We start from the raw sequence: 17,892 nt of genomic DNA, 5'->3' as shown, positions 1-17,892 counted from the left end.
TCCCTGTATCCTACAGAATATACTAAAAAGACTGAAGATGATGAATTACCTATTTATTATACAAAAAATGAAAAGCTTAGTTACTAGTTTAATATTACTTTTCTTCATTCCTGTGTTCGGGCAAAAGCCTGTGCATGACAGCTTGAAAGTATATTATCAGGATTCATTGATGGTCAGTAAAAATTTTAAAGACGGAACGGTATCCAATAACCTTACGGTAAAAGTGATTAATCCTTGTAATGCTGAAAAAAACAGATTTGACGGTGCGGTAACCCTTATCAATGCTACTGTTCAAAATAAACATTACACCGATAATATAACTTACAATTATCCGTATGCACAATCTGGCTTAATCAATTTAAAAACAGGAAATATCTCCAATTTTACTATAGATAAACATCAGGCTGTGTTAATTCCTTTTACCTACTGCGGAAACATGGATAATGATACACAGGTCTCTTACATTGTATTTTATAAACATAAAAAGTACCTGTATCATATCAAATATTATTGTGGAGAAGACAATACCTGTACAATCAAAGATGATCTGAATGTAACCTTAAAAGATCTTCCTTCTCCATTAAAATCGAAAGTGATTAAAGACCTGCAAACAAAGTATAAGAACTCAAAGGATTTTTACTAATCAGCTCAAAATGTAATGATATGAGTGACGAACAAGAAAAAGACAGCTATACAGCAAATCCTCGTCAAATAGCTTATGATAAACAAAGTCAAGAAGATCATGAGGTGCATGTGGTGAAAATATATTTTGCTAAGAGGATTCCTAAAATGATCTGGGTGCCCAAAGAAGAAACGTATCCTGTAAAAAGCGGCGGGCTGGTATCCGATGTCAAAAAGAAATATGAACAAAAAGGAAGAAGGAATATTCAGGCTGATAAAGAAGATTCTGTAAAATTAAAAGCCAAAGAATCGGTAAAAATTACCTGGGAAGAAGAAGTACAGGAAATGAAAGATGGCAAACCTGTTTTTAATTTTGAAAAACTTGATAAAACTGTTATTAAAAAGAAAGTCTGGGTGGTTGCAGAATGTCAGGGATTCACGGGAAAACTCTCTGTGGAGATCCATGAAAATAAATTAGCCAATCCGGAAAATGTATATGATAATCCTGTAAAATTTTTGGATGGCGATACGGAAAAAACCGCGATTGAATTTGCTATCAATGGAACCCTTGAGTATGCTAAAGAAATAACATTACGTCCTAAAAGCGATCAGGATGTAAAGAAACTCGTAGAAAAGTTTGTAAAAAGAACGGATGTAAATGCTTTTTTATATTTTAAAGCTGAAGTAAAAGACACCCAGGATACCATCATATTTCCTGATGACACCCATGAGTTTTTAAATAAAGATGGCGAAAGGTTTGAAATTGCAGGAACTCCTTGCTACTGTAACAGAGACATTACAGTGGATGAAATGATTGATTTAATTTACCATTTAAGAGATAAGCAGAATTACAAGTCGAAAAGGGATGCATTTTTTAATGGTGGCAAAGAAAAAATAACGGCTATCGGTATTACAAGCGGAAAGATCTCTGAAAACAGGGATAAAATAAAGCTTTTTACCGATGAAATGAATGCCATGTTTAAAAAATTCAGCATTAAAACCTGCAGAAGAAAAATTCATTTCCTGGGGCAAATGTATCTGGAAACCATTAGTTTCACTTACACCTATGAAAGCAGAGACTCTGTTCCTGCTAATTATAAAGGCGGTGTCCCTTTCCAGGGAAGAGGAATGAAACAGATCACTCATGATTATAATTATCTGGCCTATTATGATTATGTGAATGGTACTAAACATTATGACACATATATCAAGTTCAGATCCGGTTTTGAAAGCGTTGGTGAATGTGTAGCAAGCAGACCAAAGGCTCAGGAAAAAGGACTCGATGCAGCCTTTTATGAAGAATTAAAAACTTATGCTAAAAACATTTCCGAAAACTTATTCCATGCTTTTAATTCGGCGGGCTGGTTTTCCACCATTCATAAAACCGATACTATTTCAGCAATGGATAATGGATTGGCGGACTCAGATGTTGAAAAGGTAACACAGGCTATTAATGGAGGCCAAACCAATATAGCGGAAAGAAAAGATTACACCAAATGGACAAAAGAATTTTTTAAATACGATACAGAATGCGTAAACAAATAATATACCTGTTTTTCCTCCTTTTTTATTCTCTGAGCAGCTGCCAGAGTATTTCAGTAAGTAATGATAATATTGCGGTTTTACAGAATAAGAAAAAGGTAGGATTGATCAACCAGGCAAGCGATATGAAGTGTGACAGCTGTTATGCTTTAAGAACGGTACAAATAGATGGCAGGAATTTTACCTTCAAAGTACCTGTCTCTTTAAATAATATTGATAGCAAGAACATTTTTCAGGAAGATTATGAGCTTATACTAGATCAGTCTTCCAAAGACCTGTTGATCAGATACAATAGTCTTATCACTTCTGATGCGCATGTTTTTAAGATTAAAAAAATTAAAAATGATGTTGTTATTACCGGGGTAAGCAAAGTAAGTTCTGCGGTTAATCATCATAAAATAGCCAAAGATGATTATGTGGATTATCCGGCCACTTCAATCTGTGAAAAAAACACCAGTTATGTATTGCTGCAAAGCCAGGAAATTAATCTGAATTCTTATTTTATAAATTCTGATAAGAATTGCTTTTTGTGCCCCACAAAATATAGTGTACAGGAGTGTTTGGAAAAGAAAAAAACGAATACCAAGTTCAATTGGCAATAGCAAGCAAGAGTGAAAAATTATGGAACCAGTGTTTCCTATACATGTTAAATTAAACCTTCAGGAAGGAAAGAAATTTTACCGCTACACCTATAATGAATATACCACTACCCATGGAGAAACGCATAGAAGTGAGCTCAACAAAGTTTTTCATGTTACGCTGAAGCGTTTAGAAACAGAAAGATTTGAGTATCATATTGAAATTTTCGACAGAGTTCATCGGGATAAAAAACTGTCGTTATCGGAAAAGGATTTTTTAGACAGGATTGCAGAGATCAATAATGATGTAAAGCTCATAACAGACGAATATGGCAGATTAAAAAGCATACAAAATCTACCTGTTCTTCAGAATAAATTGGAAAAAATAGTAGAAAAGCTTTCCCGATCCTATGTTGGCAAACAGGCAGACAATTTTTATCAGTTTTTAAAAACATTGTACCAAAGTGAAGATCTGGTGGCTAAAGATCTTTTGAAGAATATTCATTTCGGATTGATCCTCCATTCATTTTATGGAAGATTTGATGAGAAGGATGACCAGGTAAGACATAGTGTACGCTACCGCAATTTTATGAATAGTACCATCATAGACATTGAAGAAAGTGTGGAAACAGAAGCCATCCGTTATGATGATGAATTATTATTGTTACAGTATACCGGCAATATCCCTTCAAATAAAAACTGGGAAATGTTTTATGGAGAAATGCAGCGAAAGGAAATTGCTTATCATAGCGAAACAGATTTCCCGAAACTGGACAAATATAAAGGGCAGATTTTATTGGATTTTAGCACCAAAGAAGTGTTGGAACATAAGCTTACCATAGAATTTTCTCTGGGTGACAATTATCAAAAGAGAATCATCTACCATATAAAAGAAATAAGCCATGACGAATTATAAAGAAACAGGATGCATTGACGAAAAACAAAGTGAACTGGATGAAAAATTCAGTAAAGGAATGTTCTATTATAAATGTGTGCTTTTATTATCAAAAAATCCCGTATTAAAAAAATAAAAATTTTAAAATGGCGACACGTATTACCATAACAGATTCTGGACAAACACAAGTCTTAAATGGGCCATTGGCTCCGGATACTCCTGATAACTCTATACAACGCATCAGTGATGTTTATTTTGCCAAAAAAGCAACCACAGAAAATGGGACAAGAGTCAGTTTTACAAAAATTGATTCTGCTCATGTACAGCGGGACAATCAGAATCAGGAAATTCCATATGATTCTATATTAGGAAAAACGGTGTATCTGATCATAGAGACCAGCAATATGACAGACCTGAGTATAGATGCAGTGATAAGACCTTCTGCCAATACTATGACTGAAAGTACAGATACATTACAATTAATGCGTTCATATCTCCTAACCGATATGAGGCACAAAGATTGTTCACAGTACAGGTAGGAAACTTTGATGCGTTGAATAATAAAGATGGCAGCCACGCTCATTACACCAATTTACAAGCTGATCATATCAATAAAGCGATTATTAAGCTACAGCTTAGACCGGATGGAAGAGCCACTTTTGATGAATGGACAAGAAGACTGGCGGAGGGAACGATCAATTTAGAAGTAGCAGTGGAAAGAACTGATAATAATCCCTGTGCTTATAAAAATGAACCGCAGGAAGCCAACGGTGCAGGTATTTTCTTAGATGAGGACAGTGCAAGATTTAGGGTTGTTAATAAAAATATATATAACATTCACCATGGCAGCAACACCTACAATACGTTACAGGTGATCAGTACAAATCCGGAAAAAAGAAGAAGAACTCAAAAGGTTCTGAATCATCATTCTACGGATGTTATTTATTTCTACTATGACCAACATGATACTGAACACAGGATCTGCTCCAGAGCTAAAGAAAGTATAACGAGAAAAAGAAGAGTGAATACCATTCCACCGGTAGCCCAAAGAGGAACTCTTTTGCAAACAATAGATTATACAGCTAACAGAGCTGCCGGAGAACAGATAGATGCTCATCAATTATTAGTATATTCTAACGGAACTCTTGGTGATGGAGCCACCGATAAATGGTATGCCAATCAGCCAGGAAGTGTAGATTTGATTAATATGGATATTATAGGAAATACAGGAGTAGGTTCACAGATTTTTGAAGCTTTCAATTATAATCAGAATGGAGTTATCATTCGATATGGATTCCAGCATACCAGAAGGAGAAGTATTCAGCCTGATTTATTTGCAGGTTTCTTAGGATCATTAGCACAGTTCAGACAAGAAGGACATACTCATTATATTGTATCTCAAGGCTTTTCTTATGCAGATGCATCCTGTTATCCGAGTGCAGAACACGTGAATGGAGAAGCAGGAGATTTGAATTTATTAACCACTCAACAAGATGGAGTGAATACCATCCTTAGTGCTGGAAATTTTGATTATGACAATGAGGTTGTTCTCCGAAATATTCTTTTTGATTTTGGATTTATATTAGGTCGATCAGAGAATTTTTCCAACACCTCTAATGCCAGTACTGCAGACAATGCTACGACACGGTTACCTCATACTACTCATACCGCTACTCCTAGACATAATAATCACTTACATATTCATGGTTTCGCTCAAATATTAGATATCTATGCCTAAAATTAATATTGCTTGTTTCACGATTTTATTGCTCCTTTTTTCTTGCCAGACTAAAGCTCAAACGGAAAGTAAGGTAGTCAATAATGAGCCACAATCACCGGGGAAAAGATCTATTGGATTTAATACCAAAACAACTGATTGTATAGCACTCCCTTTTGGATATTCGGATATTTCAAAACGAATGTCTGCGGACTCTGCTCTTCCTGTTATACAGAATGAAAATAAACTAAAGGAAATCAATGATTTACAATTTGAAACATCCGTCAAAAAAGATCTTATCATCTTTCCCGAAGAATATGATGTTTTCCTGCCATTTGATAAGAATGTCAATGAAAAATATGATCTGATTAAAGTTTCCTCTCATTTTGTATGTAACGGAAAGTATTCATTGCATTTTATGGCGGTCTATAATACCGTTCGTTACGCGGAACCATTTATTGAAAAAATATATTTAATTTCAACGAAGGACAATAAACCGTTTGATATGAAGAGAATCTATCTTCATCACGAAGGAGAAATGGGATTTGCCAACTATACTTTATTTAATATAGATAAGAATCATATCATTTCTCTACAGGATTATGAATTTTCTGAAAGTCCTTTTGCATTAAAACCTTTACAAAAATACCAACTTCTACCCTCCGGAATATTTGCGCGATATTATGATCGCGATGGGCTCTACAAAGATAAAGAAGAACAGGGCATGGTAAAAAATCATAGTAGAGAAGGAAAATGGATCGAGTTCAGACCCAACAACTCTATAGATATACAAAAATACCCGGAATTTACAGATCCCTACACTTACCTGGAAGCGGAATACAAAAATGGAGTTCCTGTCGGAACATGGAAGTTTTATAAATTATTACAAAAGTATAATAAGGAAACAGGAGAACCCATCATTAATACAAGAAAAAAAGGAAAACTCATCTATACTGAAACATATCTTGACGGTTTTTTAGATGAACGGAAATTCCAATAACCTATTGAAAACTTGTTCTCATTGTCTTACATTTAAGCTCAAGACAGATTCTGAGGCCCTGTTAAAAAACGGAAGTTTTTAGACTACAAAGATCATTGAAGCAACCATACCATAGATTTAAAAAAATTTATACCACAGATTCATGAGCCTCTTTTATTTGTGAATTGTGGCCACTAGAAAACAATATTAGCGTCTTTGTGATGCACCCATCAGATCCTTGTCAAGGTATAAAACCTTGACAAGGATGTCTCCCCAAAATACCTTTACGTGAAAACTAGGCAATATTGGGTATCATCTATTGGATTGAATGGAGAGTTTATTACAGATTTCACACTGAATTCAAGAACCTCAAAACAAGGACTCTATAGCCCTATAACAAAAAAACACTTTCAATATTTCTCTTCCTTTCCCCTTTTATTTATAAAATTCGCTTCTATTCCATTGTTCTGAATGTTTCCAACGTAATCTTTTTTTTCTTATTTTTACATAAAATAAATAAAAATAACATATGAGAAGAATCGTATTAGCTGGGCTAATAACTATGGGAGGGCTCTTAACTGCAAAAGCACAATGTAAACCCGTATCTACTATTGTAGAAAATTTTGATACCTGGAAAGATATTGATAAGTGCTGGACTGCTCAGGGTGGAAAGGCAATGCTGTATGCAAGTGACAAAAAAATTATATTTTATTCTATGAACAGCCCGGGAGAAAATATGTATTTAGTGACTCCAGAAATTAAAGCAGGAAACTATACTCTTACCCTTGACATTTCAGATAACGGAGGAGAAACTACCCTGGAAATTTTCTCAGTAGGCAATACTTCCGACGCAAAATCATATGTTTCAATCGCTAAACCATCCAAAATAACAGGAGATAAAAAAACATTCAATATTGCTATAAAAAAAGATACCCGTCTAGGGCTGAAGGTTTTGCTAAATGGTGTTCATCAGGCTGTTTACATGGATAACTTCTTATTGAAACAAAAATAACAGATCATTTATAGATCTGTAAGCCTGTACCAACAAATTTTTTAAAAGATATTCATATCAATTTTGTCCATTCTCCGAAGTCAAACGACTTTGGAGATTTTATTTCAAACAAGTAATTGAAAATCCTTGTCAAGGATATCAACTCAGATTCTCTCTACGAAAAAGCAAAGCTCTCCGAAGGCTCCTGCTCCTGACTTCTGAGTTTTTATTTTAAATAAGTAAAAAAGTTATTGTTTAAGCTCAAAATCGGGAGACTTTGCGCACGAAAATAGAGGTAAAAATAAACCCTTCATTGTTGTAAAAGTTTTGATAATTTGCTCTGTTGATCTATTTTTAATAATTAATAAAATACTTTTTGAAAGTAGTATTCTCTTTTAATTGAGGAAATAAAAGAATCAGTTTGCCTAATGTTGTCTTCCTAAATTTTTTATAACTCTGTTTAAAGTCACTATAGTTACAGCTTATTTTAAATAATCCAATATTACTCTCAGAAATTATCAATTCATTAGTATCCTCATTATAAAAGTAATCTAGGCTATTACTGTAAAAATCACATGATACTGTAAAAGTTTCATTATTTCCTTTATCAATATAGGAAAACATAGAATCAAACTGATGAATATAATCTAAAATCCCAGTTTCAAGAACTATTCTTCTCTCAGGATGATTAATGTAGATAGTTCCCATGAAGTTTTTTTTCAAATTATATATATCATAATCTTTTATTGCTGTAACTTCAAATATGACATTATGTTCTAACTTATAATCAAAAAAAACTGAACTCATGCTTTTTATTTTGTAAGATAAGTATTTTTTAATACTCATCTAAGAATAGATCTTTCTTGCTCTACGAAGTCTCCCGACTTCGGAGTTCTTATGTCAAACAACCTAAAAAAACATTTGAAAAATATTCTGAAAAGAACAAAATCTTAATCTATTTATTAATATTAAACAAGGTTGCTTATATTTGAATGATAGTGAAAACTTTAGAGCACTGTAATCTTATACTATGAAAACAACACTTAGCTACCTGTTTATAATATTATGTACGTTTGTAAGCTGTCAGGAGAAATCGGTTATTAATGATTTACAGTTTTCTAACTATTCAGGATATCCCAAAAAGGTTACAGAGGTCATCACATTTTCACCCCAGAATAAGAATAAAAGTATTTCTTATTTTGATAAGGAAGGGTTTCTGACAAAAATAGAATACTATAATACAATCCAAAGCGAATCTCCTAATGAAAGACTTCTGGATAGAATTATTACCTATAATTCAAAAGATAAGACTAAACGCTATTTCGAAGCCATTAATCCTGAAAATAAGAAGGTAGAAAGTAACGGCTATTTTGAAAAAGTATCCGATTCTGTGTATCGAAGAATTTCAAATACTGTTGATCATAAGATGTCGCTTAATAAGCTGTTTTATTTTGACAAAAATAACCGTCTTATAAAAACGGGAGAAACAGGAACCTTTTATGAATCTCCAATTAATAACACCATTTTTTACACCTATACTAATGGCGTAAGACACGAAACACTTCTTGAAGATATTGCCAATCACAAAAAATCTAGGTTTACTTCTAAAAATGTAAAACTGGATGCGAAATCAAATGCTGTTTATGAAGAATTAACAGATGACCAAGGAGCGGTACAACAAAAAACGGAAAGAGCATTTGAATATTATTAGCGGGAAAAAATTCTGGTTACCGATTTTTCATCATACAGCCTGTATTACAGATTCTTAAGGATTTAAGAAATTTTTATTTTGCTTATAATAAAGTCCTGTGTAAACAAGTTTTATATTTGAAGATCAAATAACCAATCATTCAAAATGGAAGATCATAAATATAAAATAGAGCTCAGACCTACAACCATTGCTGATTTAGATACCCTTTTTCAATTTCAGCTTGATGATGAAGGCAGGCACCTTGCGGCATTTACTTCACAGGAATCCACCAATAAAGAAGCTTATCTGGCCAAGTATACCAGGCTGCTGAATGACCCAACCATCAATAATCAGACTATTATCGTTGATGCTGTTATTGCAGGAAGCATCGCCAAGTTCATCATGGAAGGCGATACAGAAATCACCTATTGGATCGATAGAAATTTCTGGGGAAAGGGTGTTGCTACAAAAGCACTGAAAGCTTTTCTTACTCTTGAAACCTCCAGACCTATTTTTGGACGTGTTGCCTTTGACAATCTTGGCTCACAAAAGGTTCTGGAAAATTGTGGATTTGTAAGAATTGGTACTGATAAAGGTTTTGCTAATGCCAGACAAACAGAGATTGAGGAATTTATTTACAGACTTGATGCTTAGAGATTTTATTTCAAATAAGTAAAAAAGTTATTGCTTAAGCTCAAAGTCGGGGATTTTGTACAGCAGAGCAGCGGGATTTTATTTCAAACAAGTAATTGAAAATCCTTGTCAAGGTTTAAAACCTTGACAAGGATATCAACTCAAATTTTCCCTGCTTCTTCTATATTATAGGCAATCCTTTGATCTTGATTTATTAAAGAATTAAAAGTATCAATGTATTTACTGAATATCTGTTTATCATAATGAACAAGCACCGGAAATAGCTGACTGGCCTGGTAATATCTTGTATGCTCTAAGGCATTTTGCATGCCCATTTCTATTTCCTTTACAAGTGGTTTACAATTTTTCTTCAACAGAAAATCCTTTAGGTTAGATTCAAAGAACTTCTTGCCATATAAATCTAAAAAATGCTTGATATAAGGATATAATTCATGTTCATTTTTCCCATTGAATGTAGAAATAGATAATGCATGGGTAATGACATCATAAACGTTATCTTCATGGTAGAGTCTGTGGGGTTCAAAATTTTCTTTTTCCGCCCATTTTTCAGTAATAAACCGATCCAGTAATTCAAACCCTTCCGGTATTGCCCAGGCCAATACAATAAGCATAGCCTGATAAGCAATATATTGATCCTCATGATGAAGCAGTTGTTTTAATTTTTCAACCCTATCAATATCTATTTTTTCAAGGAGCTGTACTTCATGTAAATCATATCCTTCTTCTCCTTCTTCATGATAGTAATAAAGGAGTTCATGAATTTCTTTATTCATTGTTATGAATCATTTGGTTATACTTCATGAGACACTTTTGATAAGTTCCAGGATATATACATCTTCACCATCTTTCCGTTCTCCTGTAAATTCGAAGCCTATAGAGGTATAAAGAGATATTGCACGGATATTGTCCGGATCAAGACCAAGGTAAATCCGTTCTATATTGTTACTTCTTTTTACCTCTTCAATAAAAGTGGTTAATCCTTTTTTTCCAAAGCCGTTACCCTGATATTGATGATCTATCATATATCTCAGAATCCAAAAATTTCCATTATCCTTTAAATAGGATCCGGATAGAATAAAACCTATCAAGGTCTGGTCATTGTATATAGCCTGGGGATTCCATAGCGGATAATATTTAGATTCGGCAAGAGACATGGTATTACAACAAATAAATTCTTCATCAATGGTGGGTATCCCATTTTCATTGGTTGTTAGCAGGCATACCTCATAAAAGTTGTCAGCTGTTATTTCTTTTAACGTTATTTCCATGTTGATCATATTCTTTTTTTTCTTCTACATTTAAGTCAGCTCTTTAGCAAATTTAAAAACAGCGGGCAAGCCTCCGGTATGCCAGAATAAAATATTAGAATGGATGGGTAGCTTTTTATTTTTCAAAAAATCCAGCATTCCGTAGAATGCCCTTCCTGTGTAAACGGGATCTAAAATAATTCCTTCATTTTTAGCCAGTTCATCAATGGCGTATCTTTCATTAGACGTCAGGATACCATATCCTGTAGTATCATAATCTCTATTGAGTATAATCTCTGACGATTCGATTTTTTTATTGATTTTAAGTTTTGGTATTAATTCATTAACAATTCCAAAAACAACTTCTTCTAAGGAGGCGCCATTCGTTTCATCTTTATCTATACTGATGGGAATCAGCTCTGCATTCAGATCATAGAGTGCTTTCCCGGCAGTGAGGCCAGCTTGCATCCCCCCAGAACTTGAAGCAAAAAAGATATAATCTATGGTCAGTTCTTTTTCGGCAAGTTGCTGTTTCAGTTCCTTCACAGCATGTACAAATCCTAATGCTCCCGTGGAGTTTGAGCCACCATATGGAATGATGAAACATTTGTTTCCCTTGCTTTCCAGCTTTTCTTTTAAAAGCTCTTTGTCTTCGCCCTTTCTGTTTTCTCTTGTAAAATGTATTGTAGCTCCAAATAATGAAGACAACAGCAGGTTTCCATCATACGTATCAGGCTTTTCTCCTCCTAAAAGAAGATGGCATTGCAACCCATTTTAGCACACGCTGCTGCGGTCTGTCTGCAATGATTGGATTGTTGTGCTCCCGCTGTGATCACAGTATCACAACCTTCTTCCAATGCCTGTTGTATTAAAAACTCTAACTTCCTGGTTTTGTTTCCACCTGAAGCTAATCCGGTATTATCATCTCTCTTTATGTAAATATTATAGTCAGGATATATCTTTGACAAGTTTTCCAGCTTTTGAAATGGTGTCGGAAAAAAGCCTAAGTCTATCTTATTTTCGTTCATATCTTTATTTTTGGTGTTTTATTTTATTCTCTACTGTATCTGTAAATGTAACCAATCCGATACTTCTTTCAAAACAATAGGTGAATAGGTTTGTTCAATACGCTGATATTCCTGAGGAGCTCCTGTATCAGATTCCTGGAACAAATGGTTGAGTCCCGGTAATTCTTTTATTCTTACATTTTTGTTTCTAGCCTTTCTTAATGCTTTCTTTATAGCTTTTAAATTCTCCTTTGACGTGATCTGCAGATCCGTTTCACCATTAAGGGCTAAAACCGGAATTTTTACTTTTTCTAGTGTAGAAGCAGGGTTATATTTGATAAAATACTGCATCCAGGGAGTAGCATAAGTATCAATCTGTACGTTGATAAATGCGTCATCAGATATACGATTCGGGCTTTTCAGATTTGGGCTTTCACTTAGCTTTTTTTCTAAACTGCTTCTGAGATCTTTTTTTAACGTTTCAGTATCAGAGGACTTTTTAACAATATCAAATATTCTTCTGTTGATACTCTCCGTCCATTTTATTTCTTCTTCACTAGTTCCTGAGGCTTCTGCAATCAGCCGCTGTTGGATTAAAAGTATTTTGTCTCCGGGAATCCCTGGACCGCCAAGCATTACAATACACGCAATATCTTTTGATTTTACTGCCACTAACGGAGCTAGTAAACCACCTTCACTATGCCCTATCAAACCGATTTTTTTGGGATCAATTTCTTTTCTTGTTTTTAAATATGCAACAGCGCTTTCTACATCAGTTGCTAAATCTACAGAGGTTGCGTTTTTGAAATCTCCTTGAGACAAAGCGGTTCCCCTGTCATCATAACGCAAAACGGCAAATCCTTTTTTGGTAAGATAATCGGACAATACAAGAAAAGGTTTATGTCCTGCCAGTTCTTCGTTCCTATTCTGAGGACCACTTCCACTGATCAAAATAACTGCAGGAAAGACGCCTTCCTTGCTGGGAAGTGTTAAAGTTCCCGCCAGATGTATTTCAGCCTGTTTATTTTTAAAAGTAATATCTTCTGAATAATAAGGATAGGGTTCCAGAGGTTCCTGGGGTCTTTTTAGCTGAATATTCTGTGCAAAAATTGAAGTTGAAAACAATAGGATTGCGATCAACGATAGGATGATTTTCTTCATTGTATTAAATGGTTTTATTAAAAAAGTATTACATGGAAATTTCTGGCTGTCTTGCAGCTTAATGTAACGTAGGAAATCAAGGTATACGCCTTGATTTCCTACAAACATAAAGGAATCTGTATCTTATAAACTGTATCCAATCTCTAATCCGAAAGCCTGACGCTTTAAAGCTGAAATATTGCTCATGGATCCTATTCCGTATTGTGATACATAGGAAGCACTGATCTGAAAGTGTCCAAAATCATAACCACACATGGCAGCAGCGCCATAATTAAGGTGTTTCAATGGTGATTTGCCTTCTGTATCCTTACTATACATATCTCTATCACCCATTTTAGCACTTATTCCATATCCCATGTAAGGTCCAATTCCGAAAAAGAATTTACCTGTTCCTAATTTATATTGAAAAATGCCATACACAGGCAGTTCCAGATCATAGGATTCTAATTTGGATTTCTCTCCGGTGAACTTATTTTCCATTTCAGAATTCCGGTAATGTAACATCAGATCAGACTGAATCGCAAACCAACTGCCGAAATCATACTTTATAAACCCTCCGGCAGAGCCACCCAATTCCGGCGAACTTTTTGAATACGGACTCTCTGAATCATACTTATAGAAGGTAGAATTGACACCACCTTTAAGTCCTAAAGACATTTTTTTCTGGGCTTTTACTGAAACGGTGCCCATAAGAAGTGTTCCTGTAGCAAAAATTGATAAAATCACTTGCTTTTTCATTGTGAAAAAATTTTGATGAATAAACTGAAATTATTGTGAGGCAAAGTTGCAGATAGGAAATACTTATATGAAGTCTTTTCCGATGAACTTCAGTATCAACGTGACGAAGTTTGTTATTCTATGAATCAAAATTTTACAAAAAAAATGTACACACAGGTACTTGCTTATAGCTAAAAGCAGATTTAATCCAAAAAGATAAGTTTTACGATGAACATTGTATCCGTTTGTATGATTTCAATGGTTCTGTTGTACAAGGCATATTGTTTTTGCAGGTTTTTCAGTCCTACCCCACCATGATCGGCGGTACTTCTCAGCTGAAGATTATTGGATACGGTAATTCCATCATCTGATATTTCAATATGAACCGTTAAAGGTTTATCAAAGTTGTAACGTTATGCTTTACAGCATTCTCCACCAGCAATTGCAGACTTACAGGAATTACTTTCCGATGCAGTTCTGCTTTATTACTAACCTCCACACGCAAATTGTCTCCAAATCGGATCTGTTCCAAAAATATATATGAATCTAGAAAGGTGAGTTCTTCCTGAAGAGTAACCAGCGGTCTTTCATTTGTCAATAATAAATAACGATAAACCCCTGACATTTTTTTAGCAAACAGATTCGCTTTCTCTGCATCTTCGTATGCTAAAGAAGACAAAACATTCAGGCTGTTGAATAAAAAATGGGGATTGATCTGTGCTTTCAGGGTATCATATTGATATTGTATCCTTTCTTTTTCCATGATGGCTATTTTGTTTTCAGCATCAATTTGTTGTTGATTATAAAAGAAAATTTCAATGAGCAATACAACAACGCTATTCCAAAGAATAATAAAAATTCCTGATTTAATAATTTCCGGACTGCTCTTCAATGCGGATCCGCCTAAAAGTAAAAGATTAACCAGAAAAATTATGAATACAGAAAATAAGGAGGAAATAAACAGATCCAGGGCAACATGCAGATATATATTTCTTGTTTTTAAATATTTATAAATACTATTAATAATAAGAAAATCAATAAATGCTATACATACGAAGGGGAGTAAATTGATGACAAAAAAATCTGAAAAATTTCTTTCTTTTCCGGTTAGTATCTGAAAAACATAGTAGAAAAACACAAGCAATGTTGTTACGATAAGCACAAAGGCAATACTATGTTTTTTATCTATTTTTTTCATGATATTCAGTTCTGTCCGTCTAGCCATTTAAGAAAATCCGGCACTCGCTCACGGCTGACTAAAATTTCATGTGGACAATCCGGCTGGAATGTAAGTTTTAATCGGCTGTTGAAGTATTTGGAAACCTTTTTAATAGACATAATATTGGCAAAACAATTCCGTGAAACCCGGAAAAATGATTTTTTGTCTAATTCGCCTTCAAGTTGGTTTAAGGTATAATCAATCACAAACTTCCTGTCGGAAAATGTATGCAGAAACACGACTTTTTCCTCACTATAAAAAAAAGCAATATCATGAATGTCTATATGAGTATAGGTATCACCAAGCTGAATAAGAAAACGATTTTTTTTGTGATGCCCCAACAATGCTTCTTCTATTTTTTTATAATCAATTTTTCTTTCTTTTTCCTTGTTCTGCTGTTCTAGTTTTTTCAGAGCTGTTAATAGATCTTCTTCTTCAACAGGCTTCAACAGATAATCGATGCTATTTAATTTGAAAGCCCTGATAGCATACTCATCATAAGCGGTAGTAAAAATAATAGGTACTAAGACTTCAAGCTGTTCAAAGATTTCAAAGCAGTTTCCATCGGCTAGACGAATGTCCATCAGAATAAGATCTACCTGATTATTTTTGAGAAAATGAACAGTATCTGTTACAGATTCTGTTCTGGTAACCAGCGTATAATTTGGACAGAGCCGTCCCATCATACGTTGTAGTTCTAAGTACGCAAAATGTTCATCTTCTACGATCAGATATTTCATATTCTACATCATTTATTGTAAAAATACGAATTGTTGGTATTATAAAATCAAATTAAAGACCGAGTTTAGAATGAAAGGGATGAAATGTAGAATAAGCACTATGAAGTCAATCATAGCTGATACATTATCTCATCTTCCGTTTTCTAAAATTACTCTCTTTTGAATATCTTATTTCAAACTAATCATAACAAAACAGGTATTAAAAAAGCAATCGATCAATTAAGGATTTTTCTTCGAAAGTAGTAATGATTAATTCAGTTTAAAAAAGAAATACACTACGGCTGCCCATTCTTTTTTGATACCATTAGCATATCCAATAGTACTGTGGCTACTGTTTTCTACAGTGCCATTATCTTTGATATATCCAATGGTTGAATGACTGCTGTTTTCTATGGTGCCGTCTTTTTTAACGTACCCTACTGTAGAATGATTCTTGTTTTCTATGGTTCCATCGCTTTTGATATAGCCGATTGTTGAATGGCTTTTATTCTCAATTGTTCCGTCAGACTTGATATATCCCACTGTGGAATGGCTGCTGTTTTCAATGGTTCCATCTGATTTGATATAGCCTGTTGTACTGTGGCTTCCAGATTCTATGGTTTGTGCTTTTAGAGCGTAAAAACTGAATACTAAGAAGCCGATAAATAGTATTTTCTTCATGATTTAAAAAAATAAATATACAATTTATACGGGTATTATATTCTATAAAAAATAGCGCCACTTAAAAATAAGTGACGCTATTTTAAAAGTTTTCAAACTTAATAAATCTTAGCTGATATATTAAGATATCTTGTTTATCGTTTGATCACTTTTACTGTTTTAACAAATTCATTCACAGCATTTATCTTAACTAAATACACTCCTGATACAAATCCGGAAGCATCAATGGTTCCTTTAGTATCATTAATCGCTTTTGTAAGAATTAGCTGTCCTGCTGCATTGTAAATGGTTACTGAAAGAATCTTCTGATCATATGAGATCGTCAGGATATCCTGTACCGGATTTGGATAGACTTTCAGCTTATCTTCTGTTTTTTCTGAAATTTCTGCAACAGCTAAACTACTTGTAGGGCAGGCAACAGGTACAAAAATCGGTTTTTGAATATTTGTACCATCTCCTAGCTGTCCATAGTTATTAAAGCCACAGCCTGATAAAAATCCATTATTATCTATTACAAGCCTGTTATTCATATTGGCTGAAACGCTTTTTCTATTGGTAGCTGTTCCTATTTGGGTTGGATCCCATCTATCCATTTTCGTTCCATCACCTAATTGCCCATTCTGGTTATTACCCCAAGCCCAGAGTGTTCCATTTGTTTTGATTCCTACTGAAGAATGGTAACGGTTAGCTTTAATACTCTTCCAATCTGTTGCCGTTCCAATTTGTATTGGGGTAATTTTCGAAATTGCAGTACCATCTCCTAATTGTCCGAAGGTATTATTACCCCAAGCCCAAAAAGTGCCATCTGTTTTTACAGCTACCGTATGGCTAAGACCACCCTCAATATTTTTCCAATTCGTATCGGTGCCTATTTGAATAGGTACCTTTTTATTGATTTTAGTTCCGTCTCCCAATTCTCCTTCATTATTTTTCCCCCAGCTCCATAATGTTCCATTTGTTTTAATAGCAAGGGAATGAGATGAACCACTAGCAACAATTTGCCAATCATTTTCTGTTCCGATTTGGATGGGTGTATCTTTCTTTATAAAGGTGCCATCACCTAATTGACCATAATAGTTATAGCCCCATGACCAAAGGGTACCATTTGATCTTATGGCAAGTACATAATCATCTCCAGCAGCAATATTTACCCAATCTGCAGCTGTTCCTACTTGTGTTGGAGTGTTTTTATTAGCATTCGTTCCATCGCCTAATTGACCATAGTAGTTATCTCCCCATGTCCATAGCGTTCCATCTGCTTTAATTGCTACGGAATAATAGTTTCCAGCCCATATTTTCACCCAGTCCTTTGAGATTCCAATTTGGGTTGGAGTATTTTTATTAACATTAGTTCCATCTCCGAGCTGGCCATAATTATTATTTCCCCATGCCCATAACGTTCCGTCTGTTTGATTCCTACTGAATGATAACCACCGGTAACTACATTTTCCCAACAACCTGTTTCATTAGTAGG

Annotated in this window: 20 protein-coding genes and 2 pseudogenes; 11 read left to right on the top strand and 11 right to left on the bottom strand. The window is 34.4% G+C overall.

From position 1 onward, the window contains the following. Positions 1–67 precede the first annotated feature (67 nt). From QWZ06_RS08920 to QWZ06_RS08880, 9 genes are all read left to right on the top strand, one after another. Positions 68–643: a hypothetical protein gene (locus tag QWZ06_RS08920; protein ID WP_290297329.1), complete on the top strand. Its 576-nt coding sequence runs from the start codon at positions 68–70 to the stop codon at positions 641–643. Between the two features lie 20 nt (positions 644–663). Beyond that, complete coding sequence (locus tag QWZ06_RS08915) at positions 664–2,166, top strand: hypothetical protein (RefSeq protein WP_290297327.1); 1,503 nt, start codon at positions 664–666, stop codon at positions 2,164–2,166. Next, positions 2,151–2,765: a hypothetical protein gene (locus tag QWZ06_RS08910; RefSeq protein ID WP_290297326.1), complete on the top strand. Its 615-nt coding sequence runs from the start codon at positions 2,151–2,153 to the stop codon at positions 2,763–2,765. The genes QWZ06_RS08915 and QWZ06_RS08910 overlap by 16 nt, the downstream gene beginning before the upstream one ends. Positions 2,766–2,784: 19 nt before the next feature. Beyond that, positions 2,785–3,657 carry a hypothetical protein gene (locus QWZ06_RS08905; RefSeq protein WP_290297323.1) on the top strand — a complete coding sequence of 291 codons (873 nt, stop codon included), beginning with the start codon at positions 2,785–2,787 and terminating at the stop codon, positions 3,655–3,657. After that, positions 3,644–3,772: a hypothetical protein gene (locus tag QWZ06_RS08900; RefSeq protein WP_290297321.1), complete on the top strand. Its 129-nt coding sequence runs from the start codon at positions 3,644–3,646 to the stop codon at positions 3,770–3,772. The genes QWZ06_RS08905 and QWZ06_RS08900 overlap by 14 nt, the downstream gene beginning before the upstream one ends. Before the next feature lie 10 nt (positions 3,773–3,782). Continuing rightward, a complete protein-coding gene (locus QWZ06_RS08895; protein WP_290297320.1) occupies positions 3,783–4,175 on the top strand; it encodes a hypothetical protein in 393 nt (130 codons plus the stop codon). After that, positions 4,157–5,374 (top strand): hypothetical protein, encoded by a 1,218-nt coding sequence (locus tag QWZ06_RS08890; RefSeq protein WP_290297319.1) that lies wholly within the window; start codon positions 4,157–4,159, stop codon positions 5,372–5,374. The genes QWZ06_RS08895 and QWZ06_RS08890 overlap by 19 nt, the downstream gene beginning before the upstream one ends. Beyond that, the gene (locus QWZ06_RS08885; RefSeq protein WP_290297318.1) at positions 5,367–6,353 is read left to right on the top strand and encodes a hypothetical protein; all 987 of its coding nucleotides are present in this window, start codon (positions 5,367–5,369) and stop codon (positions 6,351–6,353) included. Before QWZ06_RS08890 ends, QWZ06_RS08885 begins: the two co-directional genes overlap by 8 nt. A 508-nt stretch (positions 6,354–6,861) precedes the next feature. Continuing rightward, positions 6,862–7,344 (top strand): hypothetical protein, encoded by a 483-nt coding sequence (locus tag QWZ06_RS08880; protein WP_290297316.1) that lies wholly within the window; start codon positions 6,862–6,864, stop codon positions 7,342–7,344. 333 nt (positions 7,345–7,677) lie between these two features. On the opposite strand, the gene QWZ06_RS08875 is transcribed toward QWZ06_RS08880, so the two are convergent. After that, complete coding sequence (locus tag QWZ06_RS08875; protein ID WP_290297315.1) at positions 7,678–8,130, bottom strand: hypothetical protein; 453 nt, start codon at positions 8,128–8,130, stop codon at positions 7,678–7,680. 223 nt (positions 8,131–8,353) lie between these two features. On the opposite strand from QWZ06_RS08875, the gene QWZ06_RS08870 reads away from it, so the two are divergent. Both QWZ06_RS08870 and QWZ06_RS08865 read left to right on the top strand, forming a co-directional pair. Then, positions 8,354–9,034, top strand: coding sequence for a hypothetical protein (locus tag QWZ06_RS08870; protein WP_290297313.1), 681 nt, complete (start codon positions 8,354–8,356; stop codon positions 9,032–9,034). A gap of 144 nt (positions 9,035–9,178) precedes the next feature. Then, positions 9,179–9,667 carry a GNAT family N-acetyltransferase gene (locus QWZ06_RS08865; protein ID WP_290297311.1) on the top strand — a complete coding sequence of 163 codons (489 nt, stop codon included), beginning with the start codon at positions 9,179–9,181 and terminating at the stop codon, positions 9,665–9,667. 140 nt (positions 9,668–9,807) lie between these two features. Here the strand turns inward: QWZ06_RS08865 and QWZ06_RS08860 are convergent, their stop codons facing one another. From QWZ06_RS08860 to QWZ06_RS27775, 10 genes and pseudogenes are all read right to left on the bottom strand, one after another. Beyond that, positions 9,808–10,440, bottom strand: coding sequence for a hypothetical protein (locus QWZ06_RS08860; protein ID WP_290297309.1), 633 nt, complete (start codon positions 10,438–10,440; stop codon positions 9,808–9,810). Positions 10,441–10,464: 24 nt separating this feature from the next. Next, positions 10,465–10,935, bottom strand: a complete 471-nt coding sequence (locus QWZ06_RS08855; RefSeq protein WP_290297308.1) for a GNAT family N-acetyltransferase — start codon at positions 10,933–10,935, stop codon at positions 10,465–10,467. Positions 10,936–10,965: 30 nt separating this feature from the next. Further along, positions 10,966–11,942: pseudogene (locus tag QWZ06_RS08850) on the bottom strand (D-cysteine desulfhydrase family protein). 30 nt (positions 11,943–11,972) lie between these two features. Further along, a complete protein-coding gene (locus QWZ06_RS08845) occupies positions 11,973–13,082 on the bottom strand; it encodes an alpha/beta hydrolase family protein (protein WP_290297307.1) in 1,110 nt (369 codons plus the stop codon). A 123-nt stretch (positions 13,083–13,205) separates the two neighbouring features. Next, a complete protein-coding gene (locus QWZ06_RS08840; RefSeq protein ID WP_290297305.1) occupies positions 13,206–13,820 on the bottom strand; it encodes a porin family protein in 615 nt (204 codons plus the stop codon). Positions 13,821–14,187: 367 nt separating this feature from the next. Beyond that, positions 14,188–14,997 carry a sensor histidine kinase gene (locus QWZ06_RS08835; RefSeq protein ID WP_290297303.1) on the bottom strand — a complete coding sequence of 270 codons (810 nt, stop codon included), beginning with the start codon at positions 14,995–14,997 and terminating at the stop codon, positions 14,188–14,190. A gap of 5 nt (positions 14,998–15,002) precedes the next feature. Next, complete coding sequence (locus QWZ06_RS08830) at positions 15,003–15,758, bottom strand: LytR/AlgR family response regulator transcription factor (protein WP_290297302.1); 756 nt, start codon at positions 15,756–15,758, stop codon at positions 15,003–15,005. Between the two features lie 249 nt (positions 15,759–16,007). Beyond that, the gene (locus QWZ06_RS08825; RefSeq protein WP_290297301.1) at positions 16,008–16,418 is read right to left on the bottom strand and encodes a 5-fold beta-flower protein; all 411 of its coding nucleotides are present in this window, start codon (positions 16,416–16,418) and stop codon (positions 16,008–16,010) included. Between the two features lie 134 nt (positions 16,419–16,552). Continuing rightward, entirely contained in the window at positions 16,553–17,719 is a 1,167-nt protein-coding gene (locus QWZ06_RS08820) for a T9SS type A sorting domain-containing protein (RefSeq protein WP_290297299.1), read from the bottom strand. A 21-nt stretch (positions 17,720–17,740) separates the two neighbouring features. Then, positions 17,741–17,872: pseudogene (locus tag QWZ06_RS27775) on the bottom strand (hypothetical protein); the annotation flags it as partial. Between the last annotated feature and the right edge of the window lie 20 nt (positions 17,873–17,892).

Source organism: Chryseobacterium tructae, from assembly GCF_030409875.1.
In the GTDB taxonomy this organism is placed as follows: Bacteria; Bacteroidota; Bacteroidia; order Flavobacteriales; family Weeksellaceae; genus Chryseobacterium; species Chryseobacterium tructae.
Note: the sequence above shows the minus strand (reverse complement) of the source record. Positions and strands in the feature narration are given on the sequence as shown.